We start from the raw sequence: 21155 nt of genomic DNA on the forward strand, positions 1-21155 counted from the left end.
TAATGTGGCAGTTTCACTCGTTGTTCAGTTTTCAAAGAACAATTTCTCTTGCTTGCGTTTCGTTCGTGTCTGCCGTATGTCTCAGCGGCGACTCATATAATATATCACGGGCGCCTATGCGATTGCAAGTGTTTTTTTAATTTATTTTCGATTATGTTTCAGGCCCAAATTCAGGCCTATTAGAGGCCTTAAATTACTTATATGTACGGACGTTTAAAGCGTAGCGGGAAAGCTCTTTTGGGGATGCCAAACGGGCATACATGCGGAAAATCGTTTTGTAACGGCGGGTAATCGACTGCTTGATTTCTCCATCCAGACGGGAGTCATTGAGATCAAGCAGCATTTCATCGAGTTCCTTGCGCAGGACGTAGTCGAGTTCTTTGCATTCTTTATCGTTGAATAGAATTCCTAGCATAGTGGTTTGCGCCCTCCTCAAGTGGTGACGATCGTTCGCCTGTATAGCGAATAGGCTCGTCCTTGCTCTGCCTCATGCAGCTTGATGAAACAATAAAGCGGCGTCTACGCTTCGCACGTAATAACGCCGCTTTATTGTTATGCACAAATAATAGGAATTTTATTACATCTTCAGAAGCCAAGGTGTAATGATACTTTCAATTAAAGAAGCCACTAGCAGAGAAATCGTAAGCACAACGGCGACTGGAATCGTTTTTTTCATGAAAAATAAAATTTCGAATCCGCTCTTTTCCACTTGGCCATTCGGGCTTACGGTGGATTTCATTAGTTTTAAAACCAGGACGCCGAACCGCATCCCATATGCACCAGCAATAATGATGGCCGGAATTTCAATAATGCCGTGCGGCAGCAAGCCTTTAAAAATCATTTCCATTACAGTGCCCGCCCCGTGCAGCTCAGCTGTTCGGTTAAGCAAATAACCAATAATCATCCCATTAAAGACGAGGAAAAATAACGGTACCAATCCAAGGAATGCTCCGAGATACATAATGAAGATAGATTTAATGGCATTGTTGAAAAAAATGAACAAAATATAGCTCATCGTCGGATTAGCCGATTGATCAAGCTGCTGAGCCAGTTGAGCAATGGCCTCCAGCTGTTGATCCAGCATATCGCTAATCGTCGTATTACTTCCCCCTACAACCATTCCGGCAAAAAATAGAACAAATCCAAATGCAATATAGCCGCTCATCGAGCGAAAGTGATCGAGAATTTCCCGAGGCTTAAACAAGTATTGTCCTCCTCTGCCCATCTTCAATTGAACAAGCATGAATAACTTGGCGCTATGAGCATAGATTGTACTAGAACAAGCTTCCATTAGAGAGGAGAGCCCGTCCAAATGAACTTTTTTTATGTGATGAACGGTCGTAAAATCAAGCACTACAGTCTAATTGTACTAGCCCTCGTATTTTCGGTAGGCGTCATTTACGCGGAGCGAGACAATATTACGGTGTTTTCACCACAGCAGCCCGCTGCCATCTACAGTGTACCGACAGAAAAGAAAGTCGTGGCCCTTACGTTTGATATTAGCTGGGGTGAAAAACGCGCGGAGCCGATTTTGAAAGTGCTTAAAGACAAAGGCATTACGCAAGCTACCTTTTTTCTATCGTCGCCTTGGATTCAATCGCATTCCGATATCGTGAAGAAAATAACCGACGCCGGTTATGAAATTGGAAGCCACGGTCACAAGCATGATTATTACAGCAAGCTGAGCGACGACGAAATCCGCACGCAAATTTCTACCGCTCATTCGATTATTTCCGATACGACCGGCAAACAGCCTAATTTGATTCGGATGCCGAATGGCGATTTTGACAAACGGGTACTGCGCATTGCGAGTGAAATGAACTATAAGGTTATTCAATGGGATACCGACTCGCTGGACTGGATGAACATCGGGACGGATAAAATCATTAGCCGAGTCGTGAGCCGCGCTCATCCTGGCGATATTATATTGATGCATGCCAGCGATTCTGTGAAGCAAACTCATGAAGCACTGCCCGTTATTATCGACCAGCTGCGCTCCAAGGGCTATGACTTCGTAACGGTAACGGAGCTGATTACTCAGACGGAAACCGAGGGCAAAGCCGTACAAGACAAATCCACTATGTCCTCCACCGGTACAAGCCAATTGAACGCACTCGTCAAACATTAAGCCGTGAAAGGTTGAAAATCGCACTTACATTAAGCGACCGGCTTTGCAGATGATGCAGATTCGGTCGCTTCGCTTTTCAATATCCGCGGCAGCATCAATATTTGGTACGCATTACATACGAATAGCGGCACAATCATAAAGATGATGGCTGCGGTGTTGGTTTCCCCTTTTAGAGCAGGATAAGCTTCAATGAAAGTAACGGTAAACATAAGAAACGCGGTCGGCACAAAAGCTACCGCCTTCGTCTGCTTCACCTTTACATAAGAAACCGCCAGAGAGAACACCATAAGGAGAAGCGGCAGAAGCCAGAAGAACCAGTTATTCGTCCGCTGCTCAAACAATAAATAGCCTAAGGCAAATGCCGCAAATACGGTGGAATAGCCTTGCAGCGTGTTCCAGAGATAGCTTTTGCGAAATACGCTAAGCGCGATATAATTTAAAGTCAAATAAGCGAAAAAGCCCATCTGGCTGAATGCTCCAAACATAAGGCCAACAAGCGCCATCATTGCAAAATTAAATCCCGAGGCATCCAGCCCCATAAAGCCGAATTCCGGATCCGTCCACTGCATCGTTATTCCGCATATCGCCGTAGCCAAGCCGCCTACTGCCATACAGCTCCAAAAGAGAAAAAACCATTTTCTGATATTCACGTTTGACATCCCCCTAAATTTTTCAAGCACACCCTGTCCAACATCCTTTATTTTACCACGTTCACATTAAAAAGCTAACCTTTCCCCATGATAATCAATGGAACTTTGACACATACTACTCCCATCAATACAGGAATGCTGCCACGAAGGGAGAACACGAATCATGCGCATTCGTATGACGGTAATTATGCTTCTCATTGCAACGTCTTTTGTCTTGGCCAGTTGTGGATCAGAATCATCGGGAAGCAGCCAACAAGTCACGTACAAAGACATGAAATCGATGGTCATTGATATACTCAAAACGGAGGATGCTCAAAAAGCGCTCCAGGAATCGGCCCAGCAAATGTCGGGCTATAACGGGAACACGTCCAAGCTTTTGTCCGTTCAGGATCAGGAGCAGGTCCGTCTGGCGGTAAAAGATGTGCTTGTCGCCCCTGAATATGACAAGGTGATCAAGACGCTGATGACCGACGTGCGTTTCGCTGGGGAGTTTGCCAAAGCCGTCAATAAGCAGAACAAGGAAATTCACCAGCAGCTGCTTAAAGATCCGTCGTATCAGGAGCAGTTAATTAAGGTGATGAAAAATCCGGAGATGGACAAGATGATTTTGGAGGTACTGCAAAGCACGCAGTATAAAAAACAAGTCATGTCGATTATGCAGGAGTCGATGCAAAATCCGCTTTTCCGGCTTGAAGTTCTCGATCTGATGAAGAAAGCTGTACAGGAAGAGCTGAAACCGAAGCCTAACGAAAAGGTGGAGAAGCAAGGCTCTGGTGGGGATAGTGGGGATCAACAAGATTCCGGTGAAGACAGTGGCCAGGATTCAGGCTCAGGAGATGGACAGCAGGATAATACGATGTAGTTTGTGATCAAGGTGAATGGTGAAACGGCTGTCGCCGTCCTTTTGGCGGCACGGCGTGTTTCATTACGAGAAATAGAAGAACAGTACGGCTAACCTATACTTTCTTATATTTGGACAAAAAAAAGCCCCCGCTGTGAATGTAGGTAAGCCAGTTGCTTGGCTGATCCTCATTCGTTGGCATGGGGCTTTTTATTTTAACTATTCAGTTGAAAAAGTGAGAGCTATTCAGTCGTAGAAGAGCGTGCTATTCGCATTTTTGAAGCACTTTGTCTGCAAGCTCCAAATAAAGCAGTCCTGTCTCGCTCTCTGCCTTGTATACGGATGGCGAGAAGTCCGGCTCTGATGGATGATTATCCGGCGCACCAAGCGGAATTTGGGACAGCAGCTCGGCATGAAGCGACTCGGCTAGCCTTCCGCCGCCGCCTCGGCCAAAAATGTATTCCCGCTCGCCGCATTTGCTGCATTTGTAATACGCCATGTTTTCAACGATACCGATGATTTCGTGCTCGGTTTTGATGGCCATGGCCCCTGCGCGGGCAGCAACGAATGCCGCTGTAGCGTGAGGCGTCGTGACGATAATTTCTTTGCTTTGCGGAATGATCTGATGGACGTCCAGCGCCACATCGCCTGTTCCCGGGGGCAAGTCGAGCAGCAAGTAATCAAGCTCGCCCCATTCGATTTCGTCAAAAAAGTTGCGCAGCATCTTGCCCAGCATCGGGCCGCGCCATACGATCGGGCTGTTGTCCTCGACAAAAAAGCCCATCGACATCACCTTCACCCCAAATTTCTCAATCGGGATGACCCGCTCGTTCACGACCTGCGGGCGCTCTTCAATGCCCATCATATCGGGCACGCTGAAGCCGTAAATGTCGGCGTCAATAATGCCGACACGCTTGCCCCTGCGAGCGAGAGCGACCGCGAGGTTCACGGTCACTGTGGATTTGCCGACGCCGCCCTTGCCGCTGGCGACGGCAATGAACTGCACCCCGCTGCGGGCATCCAGCAGCGGGCTCGCCAGCCCGGCCCCGTGGCCTTGCACGGGGCCGGCGGCGCCTGCGCCTGCGGCAGCGGAGGCTTCGCCGCCGCCGCTTGGCGCCCCGCGCTGCGCGGAAGCATCCGCCGCAGTTGCAGGCTCTAGCGCACGAAACCGGCAGTGCACGGTTTCGGCGCCCAGCCGCGCTAACGCTTCGCGCAGCGCGGCTTCCAGCGAGGGCTTCGCCTCCTCGCTGGCAACCAGCACCGTCAGTGAAACTTGACGGTCCTTCACCATCACATCGCGGACGGCTACCTCGCCCGCCGTATATAGCGCCGTTACTGCTTCAACGGCTTCCAAAGCTTGCTCACGTGTTAACATTAGGATACGTCCCACCTTTATGTATGCAATTACTGCTTATTAATAATGATTATAGCATAGTTAAGCAGCAACATTCATGGCTGTAACATGTCGGAACGATTTCGACTTATGGCTTATCCTCTGCGGAAAGCGTCATTTTCTCTCCAGCAGCATATCGCAGCATCCCTTGATAAATGGAAGCAGCGACCTTGCGCTGGTAATCCGAATCGGCGAGCCTGGTTGCTTCCCCTGGATTAGACAGAAAGCCAACTTCAATTAAAGCGGTAGGCACATCTGTAATCGCTTTGAGCAAATAGACGGTATTTTCCGTTGCGGCGACACGGCTCGTATTTTCCAAATTGCGTTTGATCTCGTTTTGAATAGCAGCAGCAAGCAACTTGCTGTCCTGATGATTAGCCGGATTGTAAAAGGTTTGCGCCCCCGACCACTTTGCCGACGGAATACTGTTCATATGAATGCTGACAACCAAGTTAGGCTGACTTTCCTTTATGACATTTACACGCTTATGCAAATCCTCTGTTTTCCGCCTGCTATAGGCTTTCGTATCTGGAGCTGCCAGATCATAATCCCCTTCGCGGGTCATCACGACAATGGCCCCCGCCTGCTGCAAATAATCGCGCAAATAAAGCGCAATCGCCATATTCAAATCTTTCTCAACGACTCCCTGCTTGCTGACTGCCCCGCCGTCTACTCCACCATGCCCAGCATCAAGCGCGATCGTCTTACCGGACAAAGGCGTTGCCCAAGTTTTCCATGTCCGCGCCGTCCGTTCATCTCCGTAAGTAAGCAGCGTCCATACGAGTGCAATAGCCAGCACAGCAGCAGTCAACCGCAGCGCTCCCTTTAGCGTTATCCAAACGACCAAGCGTCGTCCCCATCGGCGCAAAAAAACCACCCCGTCCTCCATCAAATAATAATCAGCTCCAGCTTGGCCGGCGCTCATTATCATCTTATGGGACGAGATGGTTATTTATGAGTGTGTCTCAGCACATTCACAGTGTCACGCAGCAGCGCGCGTACTTTTGTGCCCGAAAACGTCAAATGCTCGGATTTGTCATGCGGACATGTTTTGGTCGTCGCCATGTTGCCGCATTTTTGACAGAAGAAGCTGTGTTCGAAATAAAGCGGTTTATTTATGCAAGCCGCACTCTGTTTTTTCTTGTCCTGCCCAGCGTCCAGCACGCGGATCTTCACCCGGTTTAACTTGACGTGTGCAATGTTCGCAACCAATGCTCGGATAGTTTTGATCATGAAGCGGGTTGTAGATGACATCATTTTCACGGATATAGTTCCATACATCTTCAGTTGTCCAATGTGCAATCGGGTTAAACTTCACCAATCCGAATTTTGTATCATACTCGATTTTTTTCGCGTTAGCCCGTGTTGGCGCCTGATCACGACGGATACCTGTAATCCATGCTTCGTATTGGGACAAAATCCGCGTAAGCGGCTCTACCTTCCGAATATCGCAGCATTGGTTAGCATCGGTTTTCCATAGCTCTTCGCCATATTGGGCAGCTTGCTGCTCCGGCGTAATTTTCGGCTTTACTTCTACGAACGGAATTCCTGGATAACGCTCGATCATGCGATCGCGAGTTTCATACGTTTCTTTAAAGTGGAAATCAGTGTCCAAGTAGAAAATGTCCGTTGTTGGGCTAACCTTCTGCAGCATATCAACGAGCACAACATCCTCTGCACCGAAGCTGCAAGCAAAAGTAAGATTAGGGAATGTTGCTACAGCAAAAGCAATAATTTCCTCTGGCGTTGCATTTTCCAGCTCAACCGCCTGCTTGGCAATAAGGGCTTCCTTCTCAAAAAGATTCATCGTTTTACTCCTCCGCATCAATACCAAGTATATTGATCTGTATTTAAGTCTAATTATACGTCGACCACTCACAATCTTCAATATCTAGTTTACTCCAAAATGAATTAAAGTTTGTTTATTATGCAAAAAAACGGGCTCCAAGCACACTTTCTCCGCTTGTCCCGTCTACATTTCCTGTATTTTCTTAAGCCTGCCTGCCAGCAAATATCCGGGTTGGTTTTTTCAGTGCTTTTTATGGACTATTTTTCAGAAAAATGACTCCAAGGATTCGGTTCCTAACCGTTCCATTTATTTCAGCTTCTCGGCACCCTCCGTCACAAACTTCAATAAACAACAAAAAACCCCCGGCCAGAAGGCCAGGGGCTGTTGAACAACATATTAACGTTTCGAGAATTGTGGCGCGCGACGAGCCGCTTTAAGACCGTATTTTTTACGCTCTTTCATACGTGGGTCACGAGTCAGGAATCCAGCGCGTTTCAGAGCTGGACGGTATTCAGCGTCTACTTTCAGTAGAGCGCGGGAGATACCATGACGGATAGCACCAGCTTGGCCGGACATACCGCCGCCGTTAGCAATAACCAATACATCATATTGCGTAAGCGTTTCTGTCAGGTTAAGCGGTTGTTTAACGATAAGTTTCAATGTTTCCAAACCGAAGTATTCGTTGATATCACGTTTGTTAATGATGATTCGTCCTTCACCTGGCACGAGACGTACACGTGCAACAGAGTGTTTACGACGACCCGTTCCATAGTATTGCACTTGAGCCATGAAACTGTCCTCCCCTTTAATTACCCGCGAAGTTCGTAAACTTCAGGATTTTGTGCTTGGTGCGGATGTACCGAACCAGCGTATGCTTTAAGTCTAAGCTTCATTTTGTTACCTTGACGTGTTTTTGGCAACATGCCGTGAACAGCCAATTCGATAACGCGATCAGGCTTTTTGTCGATCATAACGTTAGCTGGTGTAACTTTCAAACCACCAGAGTACATCGAGTGACGGTAGTACATTTTGTCTGTCAGTTTTTTACCTGTCAGAACGATTTTTTCAGCGTTGATTACGATAACGAAATCGCCTGTGTCAACGTGAGGTGTAAATTGCGGCTTGTGTTTGCCACGGATCAAGCTAGCTGCTTCGCTTGCCAGACGACCGAGGGTTTTACCTTCCGCATCAATGATGTACCATTTACGTTCAACTTCATTTGGCTTAGCCATATAGGTGGTACGCATGGAGATCCTCCTTCATTCGCTTACGTTTAAAATTTAATTTTATCAAAGAACGTTTCCGTTCGATTTATAACAGTTATTGCTGCCAAGTTTGTGACGATCTCAGTCGGGGCTGTGGGATAGCCACTAAGAAAGCACAAGTTATATATTACTATAAAAAGTGGCCTAAAGCAAGCAGTTTGTACGATTAACTTCTTAGTTCATCGGGATATTCAACTTCGACCAACGTAAGGCCATGAGGCATTGCAGTTGGGCCAGCCAAAGACCTGCTTTTGCCCTCTAATATGCGCTTCATATCTTCCGGCTGCAGCTTGCCTTGCCCTACCCACAGCAGTGTTCCCATAATAACCCGCACCATATTGTACAAAAAACCGTTGCCGGTCACGTACATATGAAGCTTGCTGCCCTGCTGTTCAAAATACGCCTCATAAATCGTTCTTATATGATGCGGCTTCGTCGAATGAATAGATGTAAAAGAAGTAAAATCATGCTCGCCTATTATATAGGGCAGTGCCTTCGCCATAGCCTCTGCGTCTAAGCGCATCGGATAATGAAAGCAATACTCGCGGGTGAATACATCCGGGAACTTGCCACGATCTATCGAATAACGATACGTCTTTCGTTTGGCCGAGCGCCGGGAATGAAAATGCTCCGGCACCTCGCGCGCCTCCAAAATAACGATATCCTTCGGCAGCCTCGTATTCAGCGCAATTGCCCATCGCTCCGACGGTATGACGGATTCCGTATGAAAATTGAATACCTGGCCCATAGCATGAACGCCTGCATCAGTCCTGCCCGAGCCAATGATATGAATCTCCTCACCCGTGAGCGCCTTTAACGCTTTCTCAATCTCCTGCTGCACCGTTCTAAGATGCGGCTCCAGCTGAGATTGGAAGCCATTAAACTGCGCCCCATCATAGCTGACCTTCACTGCAATATTTCGCATGTGGAATTCCTCCCAGACCCTCGAGAGGGCTTCTACCCTAACCTTTAAAGGCTTCTATCCCAAACTCTCAACAGAGAGTTTACCCAAACCTTCAAAAGCTCTCCAGCTTCTAGCTCCCTTATGCCTTTGCTGCATCTCCTGCTCTCACAAAAGCCAGCAAATAAAAAAAGGTGGCCTCGAGGGTCCACCCTTTCTCATGTTACGCGCGGTCTACCAGTTCCAAATATACCATTGGCGCAGCGTCGCCACGGCGAGGTCCTAGTTTCAAAATCCGCGTGTATCCGCCCGGACGCTCCGAGTAACGGGGGCCCAGCTCCGAGAACAATTTTTGGATTGCATCTTGCTCTCCATCGATTGTTTCACGACGCACGTAAGCTGCTACTTGACGACGCGCGTGCAAGTCGCCTTGCTTCGCTTTCGTGATCAGCTTTTCAGCGATCGAACGAACCTCTTTCGCTTTTGCTTCCGTTGTTTGAATACGCTCATAAAGGAAAAGGTCAGTAACGAGGTCACGGAACAATGCTTTCCGCGCGCTAGCGTTACGGCCTAGTTTTTGATATGCCATCTTGATTTTCCCTCCCTTGCCTGTAGTCTAGACTAATTGATGCTACTCTTCCATGCGCAGGCCAAGACCCAGTTCTTCCAGCTTCTCTTGAACTTCCTCAAGCGACTTGCGGCCCAAGTTGCGAACCTTCATCATGTCCTCTTCGGATTTCGTAATCAGCTCTTGAACAGTGTTGATTCCTGCACGCTTCAAGCAGTTGTATGAACGTACGGAAAGATCCAGTTCTTCGATAGTCATCTCCAGAACTTTCTCTTTTTTGTCTTCTTCCTTCTCCACCATAATCTCGGCATCTTTCGCTTCGTCAGTCAAGCCAACGAACAGATCCAAATGCTCAGTCAAGATTTTAGCGCCGAGGCTTACAGCCTCTTCCGGACGAATACTGCCATCAGTCCAAACTTCCAGCGTAAGTTTATCATAGTTAGTCACTTGACCAACACGAGTATTCTCCACACTGTAATTTACACGTGTAATTGGCGTGTAAATCGAATCAACCGGGATAACTCCAATCGGTTGATCTTCCCTTTTGTTACGGTCCGCTTGCACATATCCGCGTCCCCGATTAGCAAAAACACGCATATGGAGCCGCGCGCCGGAGGCCAAGGTGGCGATGTGAAGATCAGGGTTCAAAATCTCGACATCGCTGTCAGCACGAATATCGCCCGCCGTAACGATTCCTTCGCCTTCAGCGTCGATTTCCAAAACCTTCTCTTCATCGGAGTGGATTTTCAACGAGAGGCCCTTCAGGTTCAGAATGATTTCAGTTACGTCTTCCATCACTCCTGGAACTGTAGAGAACTCGTGAAGCACTCCGTCGATCTGAACGGAAGTAACAGCTGCACCTGGCAAAGACGACAACAAAATTCGGCGAAGCGAATTTCCAAGCGTCGTGCCATAGCCACGCTCGAGCGGCTCAACAATGAACCGTCCGTAAGTCCCATCCTCGTTCAAATCCACGGTCTCGATTTTCGGCTTTTCGATCTCAATCACTAATAGTACCCTCCTTCAAACGTCGCTCCGTTACCATACCGTATCTTAAGTCAAATCTCGTAGTATGCCAAACCTTCACAACCATTATTCACAAGTTGCTGTCATTTGATACCACAGTGGATCCAACTATACGCGACGACGTTTTGGTGGACGGCATCCGTTATGAGGCACTGGAGTAACGTCTTTAATCAGGTTAACTTCTAGACCTGCTGCTTGAAGCGAACGAATAGCTGCTTCACGACCAGCGCCTGGACCTTTAACCATAACCTCAACGGTTTTCATGCCATGTTCCATTGCTGCTTTAGCTGCAGTTTCAGCTGCCATTTGAGCTGCGAAAGGTGTGCTTTTACGCGAACCTCTGAAACCCATGTTACCGGAGCTTGCCCAAGAGATTGCATTGCCGTGAGGGTCCGTAATTGTAACAATCGTGTTATTGAATGTCGAGCGAATGTGAGCGACGCCAGACTCAATATTTTTCCGATCACGACGTTTTGTACGAACGACTTTTTTCGGTTTTGCCATTATCCTATTTCACCTCTTCTTATTTCTTTTTGTTAGCTACAGTCCGACGAGGACCTTTACGCGTACGCGCATTTGTTTTCGTGCGTTGTCCACGAACAGGCAATCCACGACGGTGACGAACACCACGGTAACATCCGATTTCAATCAGACGTTTGATGTTAAGCGAAATTTCACGACGCAAGTCGCCTTCCACTTTAACTGTTTTGTCAATTGCTTCACGAATTTTCGCAAGCTCATCTTCCGTCAAATCACGAACACGAGTGTCCGCGTTAACGCCAGTTGTGCTCAAGATTTTTTGTGAAGTCACTTTGCCAATACCGAAAATGTATGTCAGAGCGATTTCGACGCGCTTATCACGCGGCAAGTCTACACCAGCTATACGTGCCATAGGCCGTTATCCCTCCTTCTATCCTTGTTTTTGTTTGTGTTTCGGATTTTCACAAATCACCATAACGTTGCCTTTGCGACGAATGACTTTGCATTTTTCGCAAATCGGCTTAACCGAAGGTCTAACCTTCATTGTGATTACCTCCCGAATCTTTCGCTCGCAAACCGCAATGCGGCCTACTTACGATAGGTGATGCGCCCTTTTGTTAAATCATAAGGCGATAACTGTATAACCACCTTGTCTCCTGTCAGAATACGAATAAAGTGCATTCTGAGCTTACCGGAAACATGTGCGAGAATTTGATGACCGTTCTCCAGCTCCACCTTGAATGTGGCATTCGGCAACGGTTCAATCACCGTACCTTCGACCTCAATGATGTCTTCCTTAGCCAACCGTCATTCTCCTTTCGCATGTGCAAACTTCTGTATAACATAACGTAACTTGGTATTGGTCACCCTGCCTGATTCAAGCAAGCTGTTTACAACTTCGCTGCTTATCACAGGCTGTAACTCGAGATGCAGAACGTTCTTCTTCTTTGGCGAGTCGAAGCGCCGCTTATCGCCATCTACAATCATAACGAAACGTTCGTCAATGACGGATATGACCACCGCATAGCTGTCTTCATCCTTGCCCCGAAGCACTTTGACAATTTGGCCTACCTGCGGGAACTTATCCATCTCTGGCTCAGTCCGCCTGTGGCTTCGAAAGCGTCAAAATTTCAAAACCATTCTCCGTTACGGCAACCGTATGCTCAAAATGGGCACACATTGAGCCGTCTTCCGTTACGACCGTCCAATTGTCTTCAAGCGTGCGGACATATCGTTCACCGATGTTCACCATAGGTTCGATGCAAAGCACCATTCCTGGCTCTAGCTTCGGTCCGCGACCTGGCATACCATAGTTCGGAATTTGCGGCTCCTCATGAAGCTTCGCTCCAATTCCATGACCAACAAATTCGCGTACAACCGAAAAGCCAGCCGCTTCGACAACTTGTTGAACAGCATGGGATATTGTAAATAGCTTCTCATTCGGACGGATGAGATTCACGGCCGCATAAAGCGACTGCTCCGCTACATCCAGCAGCCTTTGTACTTCAGGCGTTACTGCGCCGACCGGGTAGGTCCAGGCAGAGTCGCCATGATAGCCATTGTACTGCGCTCCGATATCGATACTAATAATATCGCCTTCGTTCAACTTCCGAGGTCCTGGAAAACCATGTACCAGCTCGTCATTTACAGAAGCGCAAATGCTGGCGGGAAAACCATTGTAACCTTTAAAAGAAGGCACGGCTCCTTGACTGCGAATGTAGTCTTCAGCTAGTTGATCAAGCTCCATGGTAGTAATACCCGGCTTCACCGACCTCGCCATCAACTGATGGGCATCCGCAACAATTCTGCCTGCTTCTCTCATATAGCGCAGCTCCGATTCGGATTTGCGTATAATCATTACAATGAACCTCGCAAGATGGAAGTAATGTCGGCCGTTACCGCATCAATTTCCTTCTCGCCATCGACTTCGCGAAGAAGACCTTTATCACTGTAATAGTCAAGAAGTGGAGCAGTTTTGGAAATGTACTCATCCAGACGCGTTCCAACCTTCTCCTCCGTATCATCCGAACGCTGATACAATTCGCCGCCGTCTTTATCACAGACGCCTTCTTGCTTCGGCGGATTGAACAGAATGTGATACGTCGTTCCGCATGTTTTGCAAATGCGTCTTCCAGTTAGGCGTGCCAAGAGAAATCCACGATCAACCTTTAAATTAACGACATGGTGAATGCCTCGGTCAAGTTCCTTGAGCATGCCATCAAGCGCTTCGGCTTGTTGCAATGTCCGAGGAAAACCGTCCAGCAAAAACCCTTTATTGCAATCGTCTAGTGCAAGACGTTCTTTTACGATACCGTTCGTAATCTCATCGGGTACAAGCAGTCCTTTATCGACATACTCTTTCGCTTTGAGACCGAGCGCAGTGCCTTCTTTCATAGCAAGGCGGAATGCATCGCCTGTCGAGATGTGTGGTATACCAAACTCGGAAACGATTCGTTCAGCTTGCGTTCCTTTACCGGCTCCCGGAGGGCCCATGAATAAAATGTTCATTCGTGTTCCTCGCTTTAAACACAATAGGCTCATGCGGGTCCGTACCATCGCAAGCGACGTCACGGAAGCCCGAACAGAACCTATTGTTATTTATTGATAAACCCTTTGTAATGGCGTTTGATCAACTGGGTTTCGATTTGCTTCATCGTATCAAGCGCAACGCCGATAACGATCAGAAGCGAAGTTCCTCCAAGTTGCACCGTACGCGGCAATCCTGCAAGCGTTCCGAAGAGCACTGGCAAAATCGAGATAACCGCTAGGAAAAGCGCGCCCGTCAATGTAATACGTGACATAACGCGAGTCAGATAAGAAGAAGTTGGTTTACCCGGGCGAATACCTGGAATGTAACCACCGTTCTTTTTCATTTGATCCGCCATTTGTACCGGATTTATTTGAACGAAGGTATAGAAGAAAGTGAAACCGATAATCAACAGTACATACAAGACCATACCAAGCGGTTTGTCATAATACATATTATTGATAATCCAGTTTGCCCATGCCGATCCATTCCAGAACTGAGCAATCGTAACTGGGAACATCAGAAGCGATACCGCAAAAATAACCGGAATAACGCCTGCTCCGTTTACTTTCATCGGGATATGAGTCGATTGTCCACCGTACATTTTTCTGCCCACTACGCGTTTAGCGTATTGAACCGGAATTTTACGAATCCCTTGCTGAACAAAGATAACACCGACGATAATGGCAATGATCGCAATAAGGATCAGAACCATTTTACCGATATTCCAGAACAAAGCAGCTTCTTGACCAATAAATTGATCTTGCCAAATTGTACGGATGTGGCCTGGGATACCAGCAGCGATACCTGCGAAAATCAGGATCGAAATACCGTTACCAATACCACGCTCAGTAATTTGCTCGCCAAGCCACATCAAGAAAGCAGTACCTGCAGTCAAGATGATAGCAACAACCAAATAATCAACGAAGGTCGCTCCAGGAATCATCTCATTGCCATATTGGCGGTTGAAGCCGATTGCTGTTGCAAAACCTTGAACCAAACCAAGAATAACCGTGCCGTAACGAGTAATTTGCGCGAGCTTACGTTTGCCGTTCTCGCCTTCCTTCGCCCACTCTGCAAATTTAGGAATAACATCCATCGATAACAGCTGCACGATAATCGAAGCCGTGATATATGGCATAATCCCAATTGCAAAGATAGAGAATTTGAAAAGCGCTCCACCAGAAAACGTGTTAAGCAAGCCGAACAAATCTGCACCTGCGCGATCAACTTGTTTGAACACTTCTTTATTGATGCCCGGTACCGGAATGAAAGAACCAATCCGGTAAATGAGCAGGATGAAAAGCGTAAATAGAATGCGCGAGCGCAAATCCGCTACTTTCCAAATGTTGGACACGGTTTTGAACAATTAGATCACCTCGGTTTTACCGCCGGCAGCCTGGATTTTCTCTACCGCAGATTGAGAGAACTTGCTTGCTTTTACAGTCAGTTGGACGTTGATTTCACCGTTACCCAAAATCTTAATGCCTGCCAGTGGATTTTTAACAATCCCTTGCTCAAGAAGAACTTCTGGAGTGACTTCGGTGCCTGCTGCAAAGCTGTTCAGCTCTTCAATGTTGATTATGGCATACTCTTTACGGAAACGGTTGTTAAATCCGCGTTTCGGTACACGACGGTACAATGGGTTTTGACCACCCTCGAAACCAGGACGAACACCGCCGCCGGAGCGAGCATTTTGACCTTTGTGACCACGTCCAGCTGTTTTACCGTTACCGGTACCAATACCGCGACCTTTACGTTTTGGTGTTTGCTTGGAACCTGGTGCTGGTGCGAGTTCATGCAATTTCATCGTTCTTGCACCTCCTTGTTTATTTCTTTGTAGGAATGACTATCTTATACTTCTTCGACTTTAACCAAGTGGCTAACATGTTTAACCATGCCGCGAATAGCTACAGTATCGTTCAATTCAACGGTTTGACGGATTTTACGAAGTCCCAGCGATGCTACAGTAGCACGCTGTTTCTCGTTACGGCCGATCAAACTGCGAACGAGGGTGATTTGCAATTTTGCCATCGTATGCCCCTCCTTAACCTAACAGCTCTTCGACAGTTTTACCACGAAGCTTCGCAACATCTTCAGCACGTTTCAAACGTGAAAGACCTTCGAGCGTTGCGTTAACCATGTTCATGGAGTTCGAAGAACCGAGGGATTTCGTCAAAATATCGCCAACGCCAGCAAGTTCAAGAACTGCACGAACTGGGCCACCAGCGATAACACCTGTACCTTCGGATGCCGGCTTCAGGAGAACTTCTCCAGCGCCGAAATGTCCTAGCACAAGGTGAGGAATTGTTGTACCAACGATTGGTACATGAATCAGGTTTTTCTTAGCATCTTCGATACCTTTGCGGATTGCATCAGGTACTTCGCCTGCTTTACCGATTCCTGCGCCAACATAGCCGTTGCCGTCGCCTACTACTACCAATGCACTAAAGCTGAAGCGGCGTCCGCCTTTAACAACTTTGGCAACACGGTTGATGTTGACAACTTTTTCAGTAAGTTCTAACGTATTCGGATCTATACGCAAGTCGTTTAACCTCCTTATAAGTAAAGTCGATTAGAATTCCAGACCAGCTTCGCGAGCTGCATCAGCAAGCGCCTGAATTCTTCCGTGATACAAGTAACCACCACGATCAAATACTACTTGGTTTACACCTTTCGCTTGAGCGCGTTTTGCAAGCAATTCGCCGACTTTGCGAGCAGCTTCAACGCTGCCGCCGTTGCCGATAGCTTCAGTCAGCTCTTTGTCTTGAGTAGAAGCAGCAGCAAGTGTTACTCCTTGTACATCGTCGATCAATTGAGCATACATATGCTTAGCGGAACGAAACACAGACAGACGTGGGCGTGCAACCGTTCCATTGATTTTTTTACGAACACGCAAGTGTCTTTTCAGACGTGCCTTGTTTTTATCGCCTTTCGTAATCATTCAAGGTTCACTCCTTTCCAATTCCTCATACCGCTATGTTAAGCAGCCATGTCAGACTGCTTATTTCTTCTTACCAGCTTTACCTTCTTTGCGGATAATGCGCTCGCCTTCGTACTTGATACCTTTACCTTTATACGGCTCAGGCTCACGTACGGAACGGATTTTGGCAGCAAATGCGCCAACGAGTTCTTTATCGATTCCGCGAACAGTAATTTTCGTGTTCGCAGGAACGTCAAATTCGATTCCGCCTTCAGGAGCGATTTCCACTGGGTGAGAGTAACCAACGTTAAGAACGATTTTCTCACCATTTTTGCTTGCACGATAACCTACGCCAACGAGTTCAAGATTTTTCGAGAATCCGTCAGTAACTCCGCTCACCATGTTAGCGATGATGCTGCGAGTAGTACCGTGCAAAGAGCGATGCAATTTATTGTCAGAAGGACGTTCAATGACGATTTCAGTTTCACTCACATTGACTTTCATATCTTTGTGAAATTCACGGGAAAGCGTTCCTTTAGGTCCTTTAACAGTAATAACTGTGTTTTCCAAGTTGATTGTTACGCCGTTAGGCACTTGGATTGGTTTGCGACCAATACGGGACATCGTTACACCTCCAATCTTTGTGACTTGTTAATTACCAAACGTAGCAGACGACTTCGCCGCCAGCTTTGCCTTGACGTGCTTCTTTATCAGTCATAATCCCTTTGGACGTGGAAATAATAGCAATTCCCAGACCGCCCAGTACACGAGGGATCTCATTAGATTTTGTATAAACGCGAAGACCTGGTTTAGAAATACGTTTCAGACCAGTGATTACGCGCTCTTGGCTCGGGCCGTATTTCAAGAAAATACGGATAATCCCTTGCTTGTTATCCTCGATATATTCAGCATCGCGGATGAAACCTTCACGCTTCAGAATTTCAGCGATTTCCTTCTTCACTTTCGAAGCGGGCATTTCAACGGTTTCATGACGAACAACGTTCGCGTTGCGAATGCGTGTCAGCATATCTGCAATCGGATCAGACATAACCATTTGTGTTAACCTCCTTCCCGAACTAGGCTTATTACCAGCTTGCTTTCTTAACGCCAGGGATCTGGCCTTTGTATGCTAACTCACGGAAACAAATCCGGCAAATTTTAAACTTTTGCAAAACAGAGTGCGGACGGCCACAACGTTCACAGCGCGTGTACGCACGCACTTTAAATTTCGGTGTACGTTGTTGCTTCACTTTCATCGAAGTTTTTGCCACTGGGTATTACACCTCCTAAAAGTGGATTACTTCGCAAACGGCATACCCAATTGGGTGAGCAATTCGCGAGATTCTTCGTCCGTTTTTGCCGTCGTCACGATGACGATATCCATACCACGAACTTTATCAACTTTATCGTATTCAATCTCCGGGAAGATCAATTGCTCTTTCAAACCCAGTGTGTAGTTACCGCGACCATCGAATGCTTTCGATGATACGCCACGGAAGTCACGTACACGTGGGAGGGAGATGTTAAACAGCTTATCTAGGAAATAATACATACGCTCGCCGCGCAGTGTTACTTTAACCCCGATTGGCATGTTCTCACGAAGTTTGAAGCCGGCAATGGACTTCTTCGCGCGTGTTACAACCGGTTTTTGACCGGCGATTTGACGAAGCTCATCAACAGCAACATCAAGCACTTTCGAGTTAGCAACCGCTTCGCCGACACCCATATTGATGACGACTTTCTCGATTTTAGGCACTTGCATAACTGTTGTATAGTTAAACTTCTGCATCAGAGCAGGAGTGATCTCGTTAAGAAAACGATCCTTCATTCTTGCAGCCATGATTCATGGTCCTCCTTCCTACAGTAACGTTAGTCGATTACTTCGCCGGAACGTTTTGCGATCCGAACTTTTTTGCCGTTATCAAGCACTTTGTATCCAATGCGAGTTACTTTACCGCTCTTCGGATCAATGTGCATCACGTTCGATACGTGAATCGGCGCTTCTTGCTCGATGATACCGCCCTGCGGGTTAGCCTGCGATGGACGAGTATGCTTTTTAACCATATTGACGCCTTCTACAAGTACGCGGTTTTCACGCGGATATGCAGCGATTACACGGCCTTTTTTGCCTTTATCCTTACCGGAAATGACGATGACCGTATCATCTTTTTTAACGTGCAATTTATTGTTATGCGATTCAAGAATTTTTTTCAATCTTGGCATGAGTTACACCTCCTGCATGCTTGATGATCAAGCTATTGCAATCCCTTGGGGACTTTTATTAGATAACTTCTGGTGCAAGCGATACGATTTTCATGAAATCTTTATCGCGAAGCTCACGGGCAACTGGTCCAAAAATACGAGTACCACGTGGGCTCTTGTCTTCCTTAACGATTACAGCTGCATTTTCGTCAAACGCGATGTAGGAACCGTCTTTACGACGAACCGTACGCTTTGTACGAACGATAACTGCTTTAACAACATCACCTTTTTTGACAACGCCGCCTGGTGTTGCTTGTTTAACGGAACAAACGATCAAATCGCCGATAGCCGCTACGCGACGACCAGTTCCACCAAGTACACGGATACACATCAGTTCTTTAGCTCCTGAGTTATCAGCGACACGCAAACGGGAAAATGGTTGAATCATGTCAACGTCCTCCTTTCGGACAAAACTAGATTACATTTTCAAGCTTAAAGGACAATCGCTACTTCAACAATCTCCACGAGTCTGAAGCGTTTGTCTTTCGAAAGCGGACGAGTTTCCATAATTTTTACAACATCGCCGATTTTAGCTTCGTTGTTCTCATCATGGGCTTTGAACTTTTTCGTGGATTTGATGCGTTTATGGTACAGGTTGTGTTTTTTATATGTTTCAATAGCAACAACAACTGTTTTATCCATTTTGTCACTCACCACTTTACCGACTAACACTTTGCGGGCATTACGTTCGCTCATGTTCTTCCTCCTTCCTTAAACCTTGGCAATTTTTCCTTAGTTAAGGACTACTATTTAGCTGCTGATTCCGAGTTCTCTTTCACGCAAGATGGTTTTAGCACGAGCAATTTCTCTCCGTACGTCACGAATCCGTGTCGGATTGTCCAGTTGGCCAGTAGCCAATTGGAAACGAAGGTTGAATAGCTCCTCTTTAAAACCATTTACCTTTTGTTCGATCTCAGCAGAGGTTAGGTTACGAAATTCACTAGCCTTCATTTGCTTCACCACCTACTTCTTCGCGTTTCACGAACTTCGTTTTAACAGGCAGTTTGTGTGACGCAAGACGCATTGCTTCGCGAGCAACCTCTTCAGGTACTCCAGCAAGCTCAAACATAATTTTGCCTGGCTTAACTACAGCAACCCATTTCTCAACGTTACCTTTACCGCTACCCATACGAACCTCGAGAGGCTTTTGAGTGATTGGCTTAGCAGGGAAAATCTTGATCCATACTTTACCACCACGTTTGATGTAACGAGTCATAGCAATACGAGCCGATTCGATTTGACGGTTCGTAATCCATGACGGCTCAAGCGCTTGAAGACCGTATTCTCCGAAAGAAACTTCAGTACCGCCTTTAGCGCGACCTTTCATATGTCCGCGTTGTTGCTTGCGGTGTTTGACACGTTTAGGTACCAACATGATTAGTTGCCTCCTTCCTGGGGAGCTTTCTTCTTAACCGGAAGGACTTCGCCACGGTAGATCCAAACTTTTACACCGATACGACCATAAGTCGTATGCGCTTCAGCTGTACCATAATCGATATCAGCACGAAGGGTATGAAGTGGAACTGTACCTTCGCTATAGCCTTCTGAACGAGCAATTTCAGCACCACCGAGACGTCCGCTAACAGCGGTTTTGATCCCTTTAGCGCCAGCACGCATCGAACGTTGGATCGCTTGTTTCAAAGCACGACGGAAAGAAACACGACGCTCCAGCTGTTGTGCGATACTTTCTGCTACAAGAATAGCATCCATATCTGCTTGTTTAATTTCAGAAATATTAATGTGAACTTTTTTGCCTTTAGTGATCTTGCCAAGCTCCGTGCGCAGGTTCTCCACTTCAGAACCGCCTTTACCGATAACCATACCCGGCTTCGCAGTTTGAATCGTCACGTTAACACGGTTAGCCGCGCGCTCGATTTCGATGTGGGATACTGCCGCATCCTTAAGTTTGTTCTTCAGGTATTCACGAATTTTTACGTCTTCAATCAGAAGATCGCCGAAGTCTTTGCCTGCGTACCATTTGGATTCCCAATCACGGATAATCCCAACACGAAGACCGACCGGATTTACCTTTTGACCCACACGTTATCCCTCCTTATTTCTCAGATACCACCAAAGTGATGTGGCTGGTTCTTTTGTTGATTTTGCTTGCACGTCCCATTGCACGTGGGCGGAAACGTTTCATAGTTGGACCTTGGTTAACGAAAGCCTGGGAAATAACCAGCTTGTTAACGTCCAATTGATAGTTATGCTCAGCGTTAGCAATAGCAGAGTTCAGCAGCTTCTCCAAAATCGGGGAAGCAGATTTAGGCGTGTGACGCAGAATCGCGATTGCTTCGCCAACCTTCTTGCCACGAATCAAATCCGCAACGAGTTGAGCTTTACGAGGAGCAATACGTACGAATCTCAAATGCGCTTTAGCTTCAGACATGTGTGAACCTCCT

36 protein-coding genes and 1 pseudogene are annotated in these 21155 nt (G+C 47.0%); 2 read left to right on the top strand and 35 right to left on the bottom strand.

Annotated features, from left to right (window positions below; all coding sequences use genetic code 11):
* Window positions 1-193: 193 nt before the first annotated feature.
* Both AC6B99_RS30340 and AC6B99_RS30345 read right to left on the bottom strand, forming a co-directional pair.
* Window positions 194-415: a hypothetical protein gene (locus AC6B99_RS30340; protein ID WP_046234262.1), complete on the bottom strand. Its 222-nt coding sequence runs from the start codon at window positions 413-415 to the stop codon at window positions 194-196.
* Between the two features lie 162 nt (window positions 416-577).
* Window positions 578-1204, bottom strand: a complete 627-nt coding sequence (locus tag AC6B99_RS30345; protein WP_056035841.1) for a stage II sporulation protein M — start codon at window positions 1202-1204, stop codon at window positions 578-580.
* A gap of 108 nt (window positions 1205-1312) precedes the next feature.
* Here AC6B99_RS30345 and pdaB point away from each other — a divergent pair, with 108 nt between their 5' ends.
* Complete coding sequence (gene pdaB, locus AC6B99_RS30350) at window positions 1313-2128, top strand: polysaccharide deacetylase family sporulation protein PdaB (RefSeq protein WP_056035838.1); 816 nt, start codon at window positions 1313-1315, stop codon at window positions 2126-2128.
* A gap of 29 nt (window positions 2129-2157) precedes the next feature.
* On the opposite strand, the gene AC6B99_RS30355 is transcribed toward pdaB, so the two are convergent.
* Window positions 2158-2778 (bottom strand): KinB-signaling pathway activation protein, encoded by a 621-nt coding sequence (locus tag AC6B99_RS30355; RefSeq protein WP_496664935.1) that lies wholly within the window; start codon window positions 2776-2778, stop codon window positions 2158-2160.
* A 163-nt stretch (window positions 2779-2941) separates the two neighbouring features.
* On the opposite strand from AC6B99_RS30355, the gene gerD reads away from it, so the two are divergent.
* Entirely contained in the window at window positions 2942-3640 is a 699-nt protein-coding gene (gerD, locus tag AC6B99_RS30360) for a spore germination lipoprotein GerD (RefSeq protein ID WP_056035833.1), read from the top strand.
* A 244-nt stretch (window positions 3641-3884) separates the two neighbouring features.
* Here gerD and salA read toward each other — a convergent pair whose 3' ends face one another.
* The 32 genes and pseudogenes from salA to rplV form a co-directional block, all read right to left on the bottom strand.
* Entirely contained in the window at window positions 3885-4994 is a 1110-nt protein-coding gene (gene salA / locus AC6B99_RS30365; protein ID WP_496664936.1) for an iron-sulfur carrier protein/transcriptional regulator SalA, read from the bottom strand.
* A 106-nt stretch (window positions 4995-5100) separates the two neighbouring features.
* Complete coding sequence (gene cwlD, locus AC6B99_RS30370) at window positions 5101-5880, bottom strand: N-acetylmuramoyl-L-alanine amidase CwlD (protein WP_056035848.1); 780 nt, start codon at window positions 5878-5880, stop codon at window positions 5101-5103.
* Between the two features lie 113 nt (window positions 5881-5993).
* A pseudogene (sat, locus tag AC6B99_RS30375) lies at window positions 5994-6122 on the bottom strand (sulfate adenylyltransferase); the annotation flags it as partial.
* A 1-nt stretch (window position 6123) separates the two neighbouring features.
* The gene (locus AC6B99_RS30380) at window positions 6124-6819 is read right to left on the bottom strand and encodes a phosphoadenylyl-sulfate reductase (RefSeq protein ID WP_056035820.1); all 696 of its coding nucleotides are present in this window, start codon (window positions 6817-6819) and stop codon (window positions 6124-6126) included.
* Window positions 6820-7197: 378 nt separating this feature from the next.
* Window positions 7198-7590, bottom strand: a complete 393-nt coding sequence (gene rpsI / locus AC6B99_RS30385; RefSeq protein WP_046234255.1) for a 30S ribosomal protein S9 — start codon at window positions 7588-7590, stop codon at window positions 7198-7200.
* A 20-nt stretch (window positions 7591-7610) separates the two neighbouring features.
* Window positions 7611-8048: a 50S ribosomal protein L13 gene (gene rplM / locus AC6B99_RS30390; RefSeq protein WP_046234254.1), complete on the bottom strand. Its 438-nt coding sequence runs from the start codon at window positions 8046-8048 to the stop codon at window positions 7611-7613.
* A 184-nt stretch (window positions 8049-8232) separates the two neighbouring features.
* Window positions 8233-8991, bottom strand: coding sequence for a tRNA pseudouridine(38-40) synthase TruA (truA, locus tag AC6B99_RS30395; protein WP_494865553.1), 759 nt, complete (start codon window positions 8989-8991; stop codon window positions 8233-8235).
* Window positions 8992-9190: 199 nt separating this feature from the next.
* Entirely contained in the window at window positions 9191-9556 is a 366-nt protein-coding gene (rplQ, locus tag AC6B99_RS30400) for a 50S ribosomal protein L17 (RefSeq protein ID WP_046234252.1), read from the bottom strand.
* Between the two features lie 42 nt (window positions 9557-9598).
* Window positions 9599-10543 (bottom strand): DNA-directed RNA polymerase subunit alpha, encoded by a 945-nt coding sequence (locus tag AC6B99_RS30405; protein WP_046234251.1) that lies wholly within the window; start codon window positions 10541-10543, stop codon window positions 9599-9601.
* Window positions 10544-10669: 126 nt separating this feature from the next.
* Window positions 10670-11065, bottom strand: a complete 396-nt coding sequence (gene rpsK, locus AC6B99_RS30410) for a 30S ribosomal protein S11 (RefSeq protein WP_046234250.1) — start codon at window positions 11063-11065, stop codon at window positions 10670-10672.
* A 19-nt stretch (window positions 11066-11084) separates the two neighbouring features.
* Window positions 11085-11453 (bottom strand): 30S ribosomal protein S13, encoded by a 369-nt coding sequence (gene rpsM, locus AC6B99_RS30415; protein ID WP_046234249.1) that lies wholly within the window; start codon window positions 11451-11453, stop codon window positions 11085-11087.
* Between the two features lie 18 nt (window positions 11454-11471).
* Window positions 11472-11585: a 50S ribosomal protein L36 gene (gene rpmJ, locus AC6B99_RS30420; protein ID WP_003333770.1), complete on the bottom strand. Its 114-nt coding sequence runs from the start codon at window positions 11583-11585 to the stop codon at window positions 11472-11474.
* Between the two features lie 44 nt (window positions 11586-11629).
* The gene (gene infA / locus AC6B99_RS30425) at window positions 11630-11845 is read right to left on the bottom strand and encodes a translation initiation factor IF-1 (protein WP_046234248.1); all 216 of its coding nucleotides are present in this window, start codon (window positions 11843-11845) and stop codon (window positions 11630-11632) included.
* A 3-nt stretch (window positions 11846-11848) separates the two neighbouring features.
* Complete coding sequence (locus AC6B99_RS30430; protein ID WP_056035813.1) at window positions 11849-12130, bottom strand: KOW domain-containing RNA-binding protein; 282 nt, start codon at window positions 12128-12130, stop codon at window positions 11849-11851.
* Window positions 12131-12137: 7 nt separating this feature from the next.
* Window positions 12138-12899 carry a type I methionyl aminopeptidase gene (gene map, locus AC6B99_RS30435; protein ID WP_056035809.1) on the bottom strand — a complete coding sequence of 254 codons (762 nt, stop codon included), beginning with the start codon at window positions 12897-12899 and terminating at the stop codon, window positions 12138-12140.
* Window positions 12899-13549, bottom strand: coding sequence for an adenylate kinase (locus AC6B99_RS30440; protein WP_056035806.1), 651 nt, complete (start codon window positions 13547-13549; stop codon window positions 12899-12901). The genes map and AC6B99_RS30440 overlap by 1 nt, the downstream gene beginning before the upstream one ends.
* An 86-nt stretch (window positions 13550-13635) precedes the next feature.
* Window positions 13636-14937 carry a preprotein translocase subunit SecY gene (secY, locus tag AC6B99_RS30445; RefSeq protein WP_056035803.1) on the bottom strand — a complete coding sequence of 434 codons (1302 nt, stop codon included), beginning with the start codon at window positions 14935-14937 and terminating at the stop codon, window positions 13636-13638.
* Window positions 14938-15378, bottom strand: coding sequence for a 50S ribosomal protein L15 (rplO, locus tag AC6B99_RS30450; RefSeq protein ID WP_046234243.1), 441 nt, complete (start codon window positions 15376-15378; stop codon window positions 14938-14940).
* Window positions 15379-15422: 44 nt separating this feature from the next.
* Complete coding sequence (gene rpmD, locus AC6B99_RS30455) at window positions 15423-15602, bottom strand: 50S ribosomal protein L30 (protein ID WP_046234242.1); 180 nt, start codon at window positions 15600-15602, stop codon at window positions 15423-15425.
* Between the two features lie 13 nt (window positions 15603-15615).
* Entirely contained in the window at window positions 15616-16113 is a 498-nt protein-coding gene (gene rpsE / locus AC6B99_RS30460; RefSeq protein ID WP_046234241.1) for a 30S ribosomal protein S5, read from the bottom strand.
* A 30-nt stretch (window positions 16114-16143) separates the two neighbouring features.
* Window positions 16144-16512: a 50S ribosomal protein L18 gene (gene rplR / locus AC6B99_RS30465; protein WP_046234240.1), complete on the bottom strand. Its 369-nt coding sequence runs from the start codon at window positions 16510-16512 to the stop codon at window positions 16144-16146.
* Between the two features lie 60 nt (window positions 16513-16572).
* A complete protein-coding gene (gene rplF / locus AC6B99_RS30470; protein WP_046234239.1) occupies window positions 16573-17115 on the bottom strand; it encodes a 50S ribosomal protein L6 in 543 nt (180 codons plus the stop codon).
* Between the two features lie 31 nt (window positions 17116-17146).
* Entirely contained in the window at window positions 17147-17545 is a 399-nt protein-coding gene (rpsH, locus tag AC6B99_RS30475; RefSeq protein WP_046234238.1) for a 30S ribosomal protein S8, read from the bottom strand.
* A 31-nt stretch (window positions 17546-17576) separates the two neighbouring features.
* Window positions 17577-17762, bottom strand: a complete 186-nt coding sequence (locus AC6B99_RS30480; protein ID WP_013312154.1) for a type Z 30S ribosomal protein S14 — start codon at window positions 17760-17762, stop codon at window positions 17577-17579.
* Between the two features lie 26 nt (window positions 17763-17788).
* On the bottom strand, window positions 17789-18331 hold the full coding sequence (rplE, locus tag AC6B99_RS30485) for a 50S ribosomal protein L5 (protein ID WP_046234237.1): 543 nt from the start codon (window positions 18329-18331) through the stop codon (window positions 17789-17791).
* A 29-nt stretch (window positions 18332-18360) separates the two neighbouring features.
* The gene (gene rplX, locus AC6B99_RS30490; RefSeq protein ID WP_074905002.1) at window positions 18361-18714 is read right to left on the bottom strand and encodes a 50S ribosomal protein L24; all 354 of its coding nucleotides are present in this window, start codon (window positions 18712-18714) and stop codon (window positions 18361-18363) included.
* Window positions 18715-18772: 58 nt separating this feature from the next.
* Window positions 18773-19141 carry a 50S ribosomal protein L14 gene (rplN, locus tag AC6B99_RS30495; RefSeq protein ID WP_046234236.1) on the bottom strand — a complete coding sequence of 123 codons (369 nt, stop codon included), beginning with the start codon at window positions 19139-19141 and terminating at the stop codon, window positions 18773-18775.
* A gap of 44 nt (window positions 19142-19185) precedes the next feature.
* Complete coding sequence (rpsQ, locus tag AC6B99_RS30500) at window positions 19186-19449, bottom strand: 30S ribosomal protein S17 (protein ID WP_056035800.1); 264 nt, start codon at window positions 19447-19449, stop codon at window positions 19186-19188.
* A gap of 54 nt (window positions 19450-19503) precedes the next feature.
* Window positions 19504-19704 carry a 50S ribosomal protein L29 gene (gene rpmC / locus AC6B99_RS30505; RefSeq protein WP_046234234.1) on the bottom strand — a complete coding sequence of 67 codons (201 nt, stop codon included), beginning with the start codon at window positions 19702-19704 and terminating at the stop codon, window positions 19504-19506.
* Window positions 19694-20128, bottom strand: coding sequence for a 50S ribosomal protein L16 (gene rplP / locus AC6B99_RS30510; protein ID WP_046234233.1), 435 nt, complete (start codon window positions 20126-20128; stop codon window positions 19694-19696). Before rplP ends, rpmC begins: the two co-directional genes overlap by 11 nt.
* 2 nt (window positions 20129-20130) lie before the next feature.
* Complete coding sequence (gene rpsC / locus AC6B99_RS30515) at window positions 20131-20793, bottom strand: 30S ribosomal protein S3 (RefSeq protein ID WP_046234232.1); 663 nt, start codon at window positions 20791-20793, stop codon at window positions 20131-20133.
* Window positions 20794-20806: 13 nt separating this feature from the next.
* Window positions 20807-21142, bottom strand: a complete 336-nt coding sequence (gene rplV / locus AC6B99_RS30520; protein WP_046234231.1) for a 50S ribosomal protein L22 — start codon at window positions 21140-21142, stop codon at window positions 20807-20809.
* Between the last annotated feature and the right edge of the window lie 13 nt (window positions 21143-21155).

Source organism: Paenibacillus liaoningensis (genome assembly GCF_059609455.1).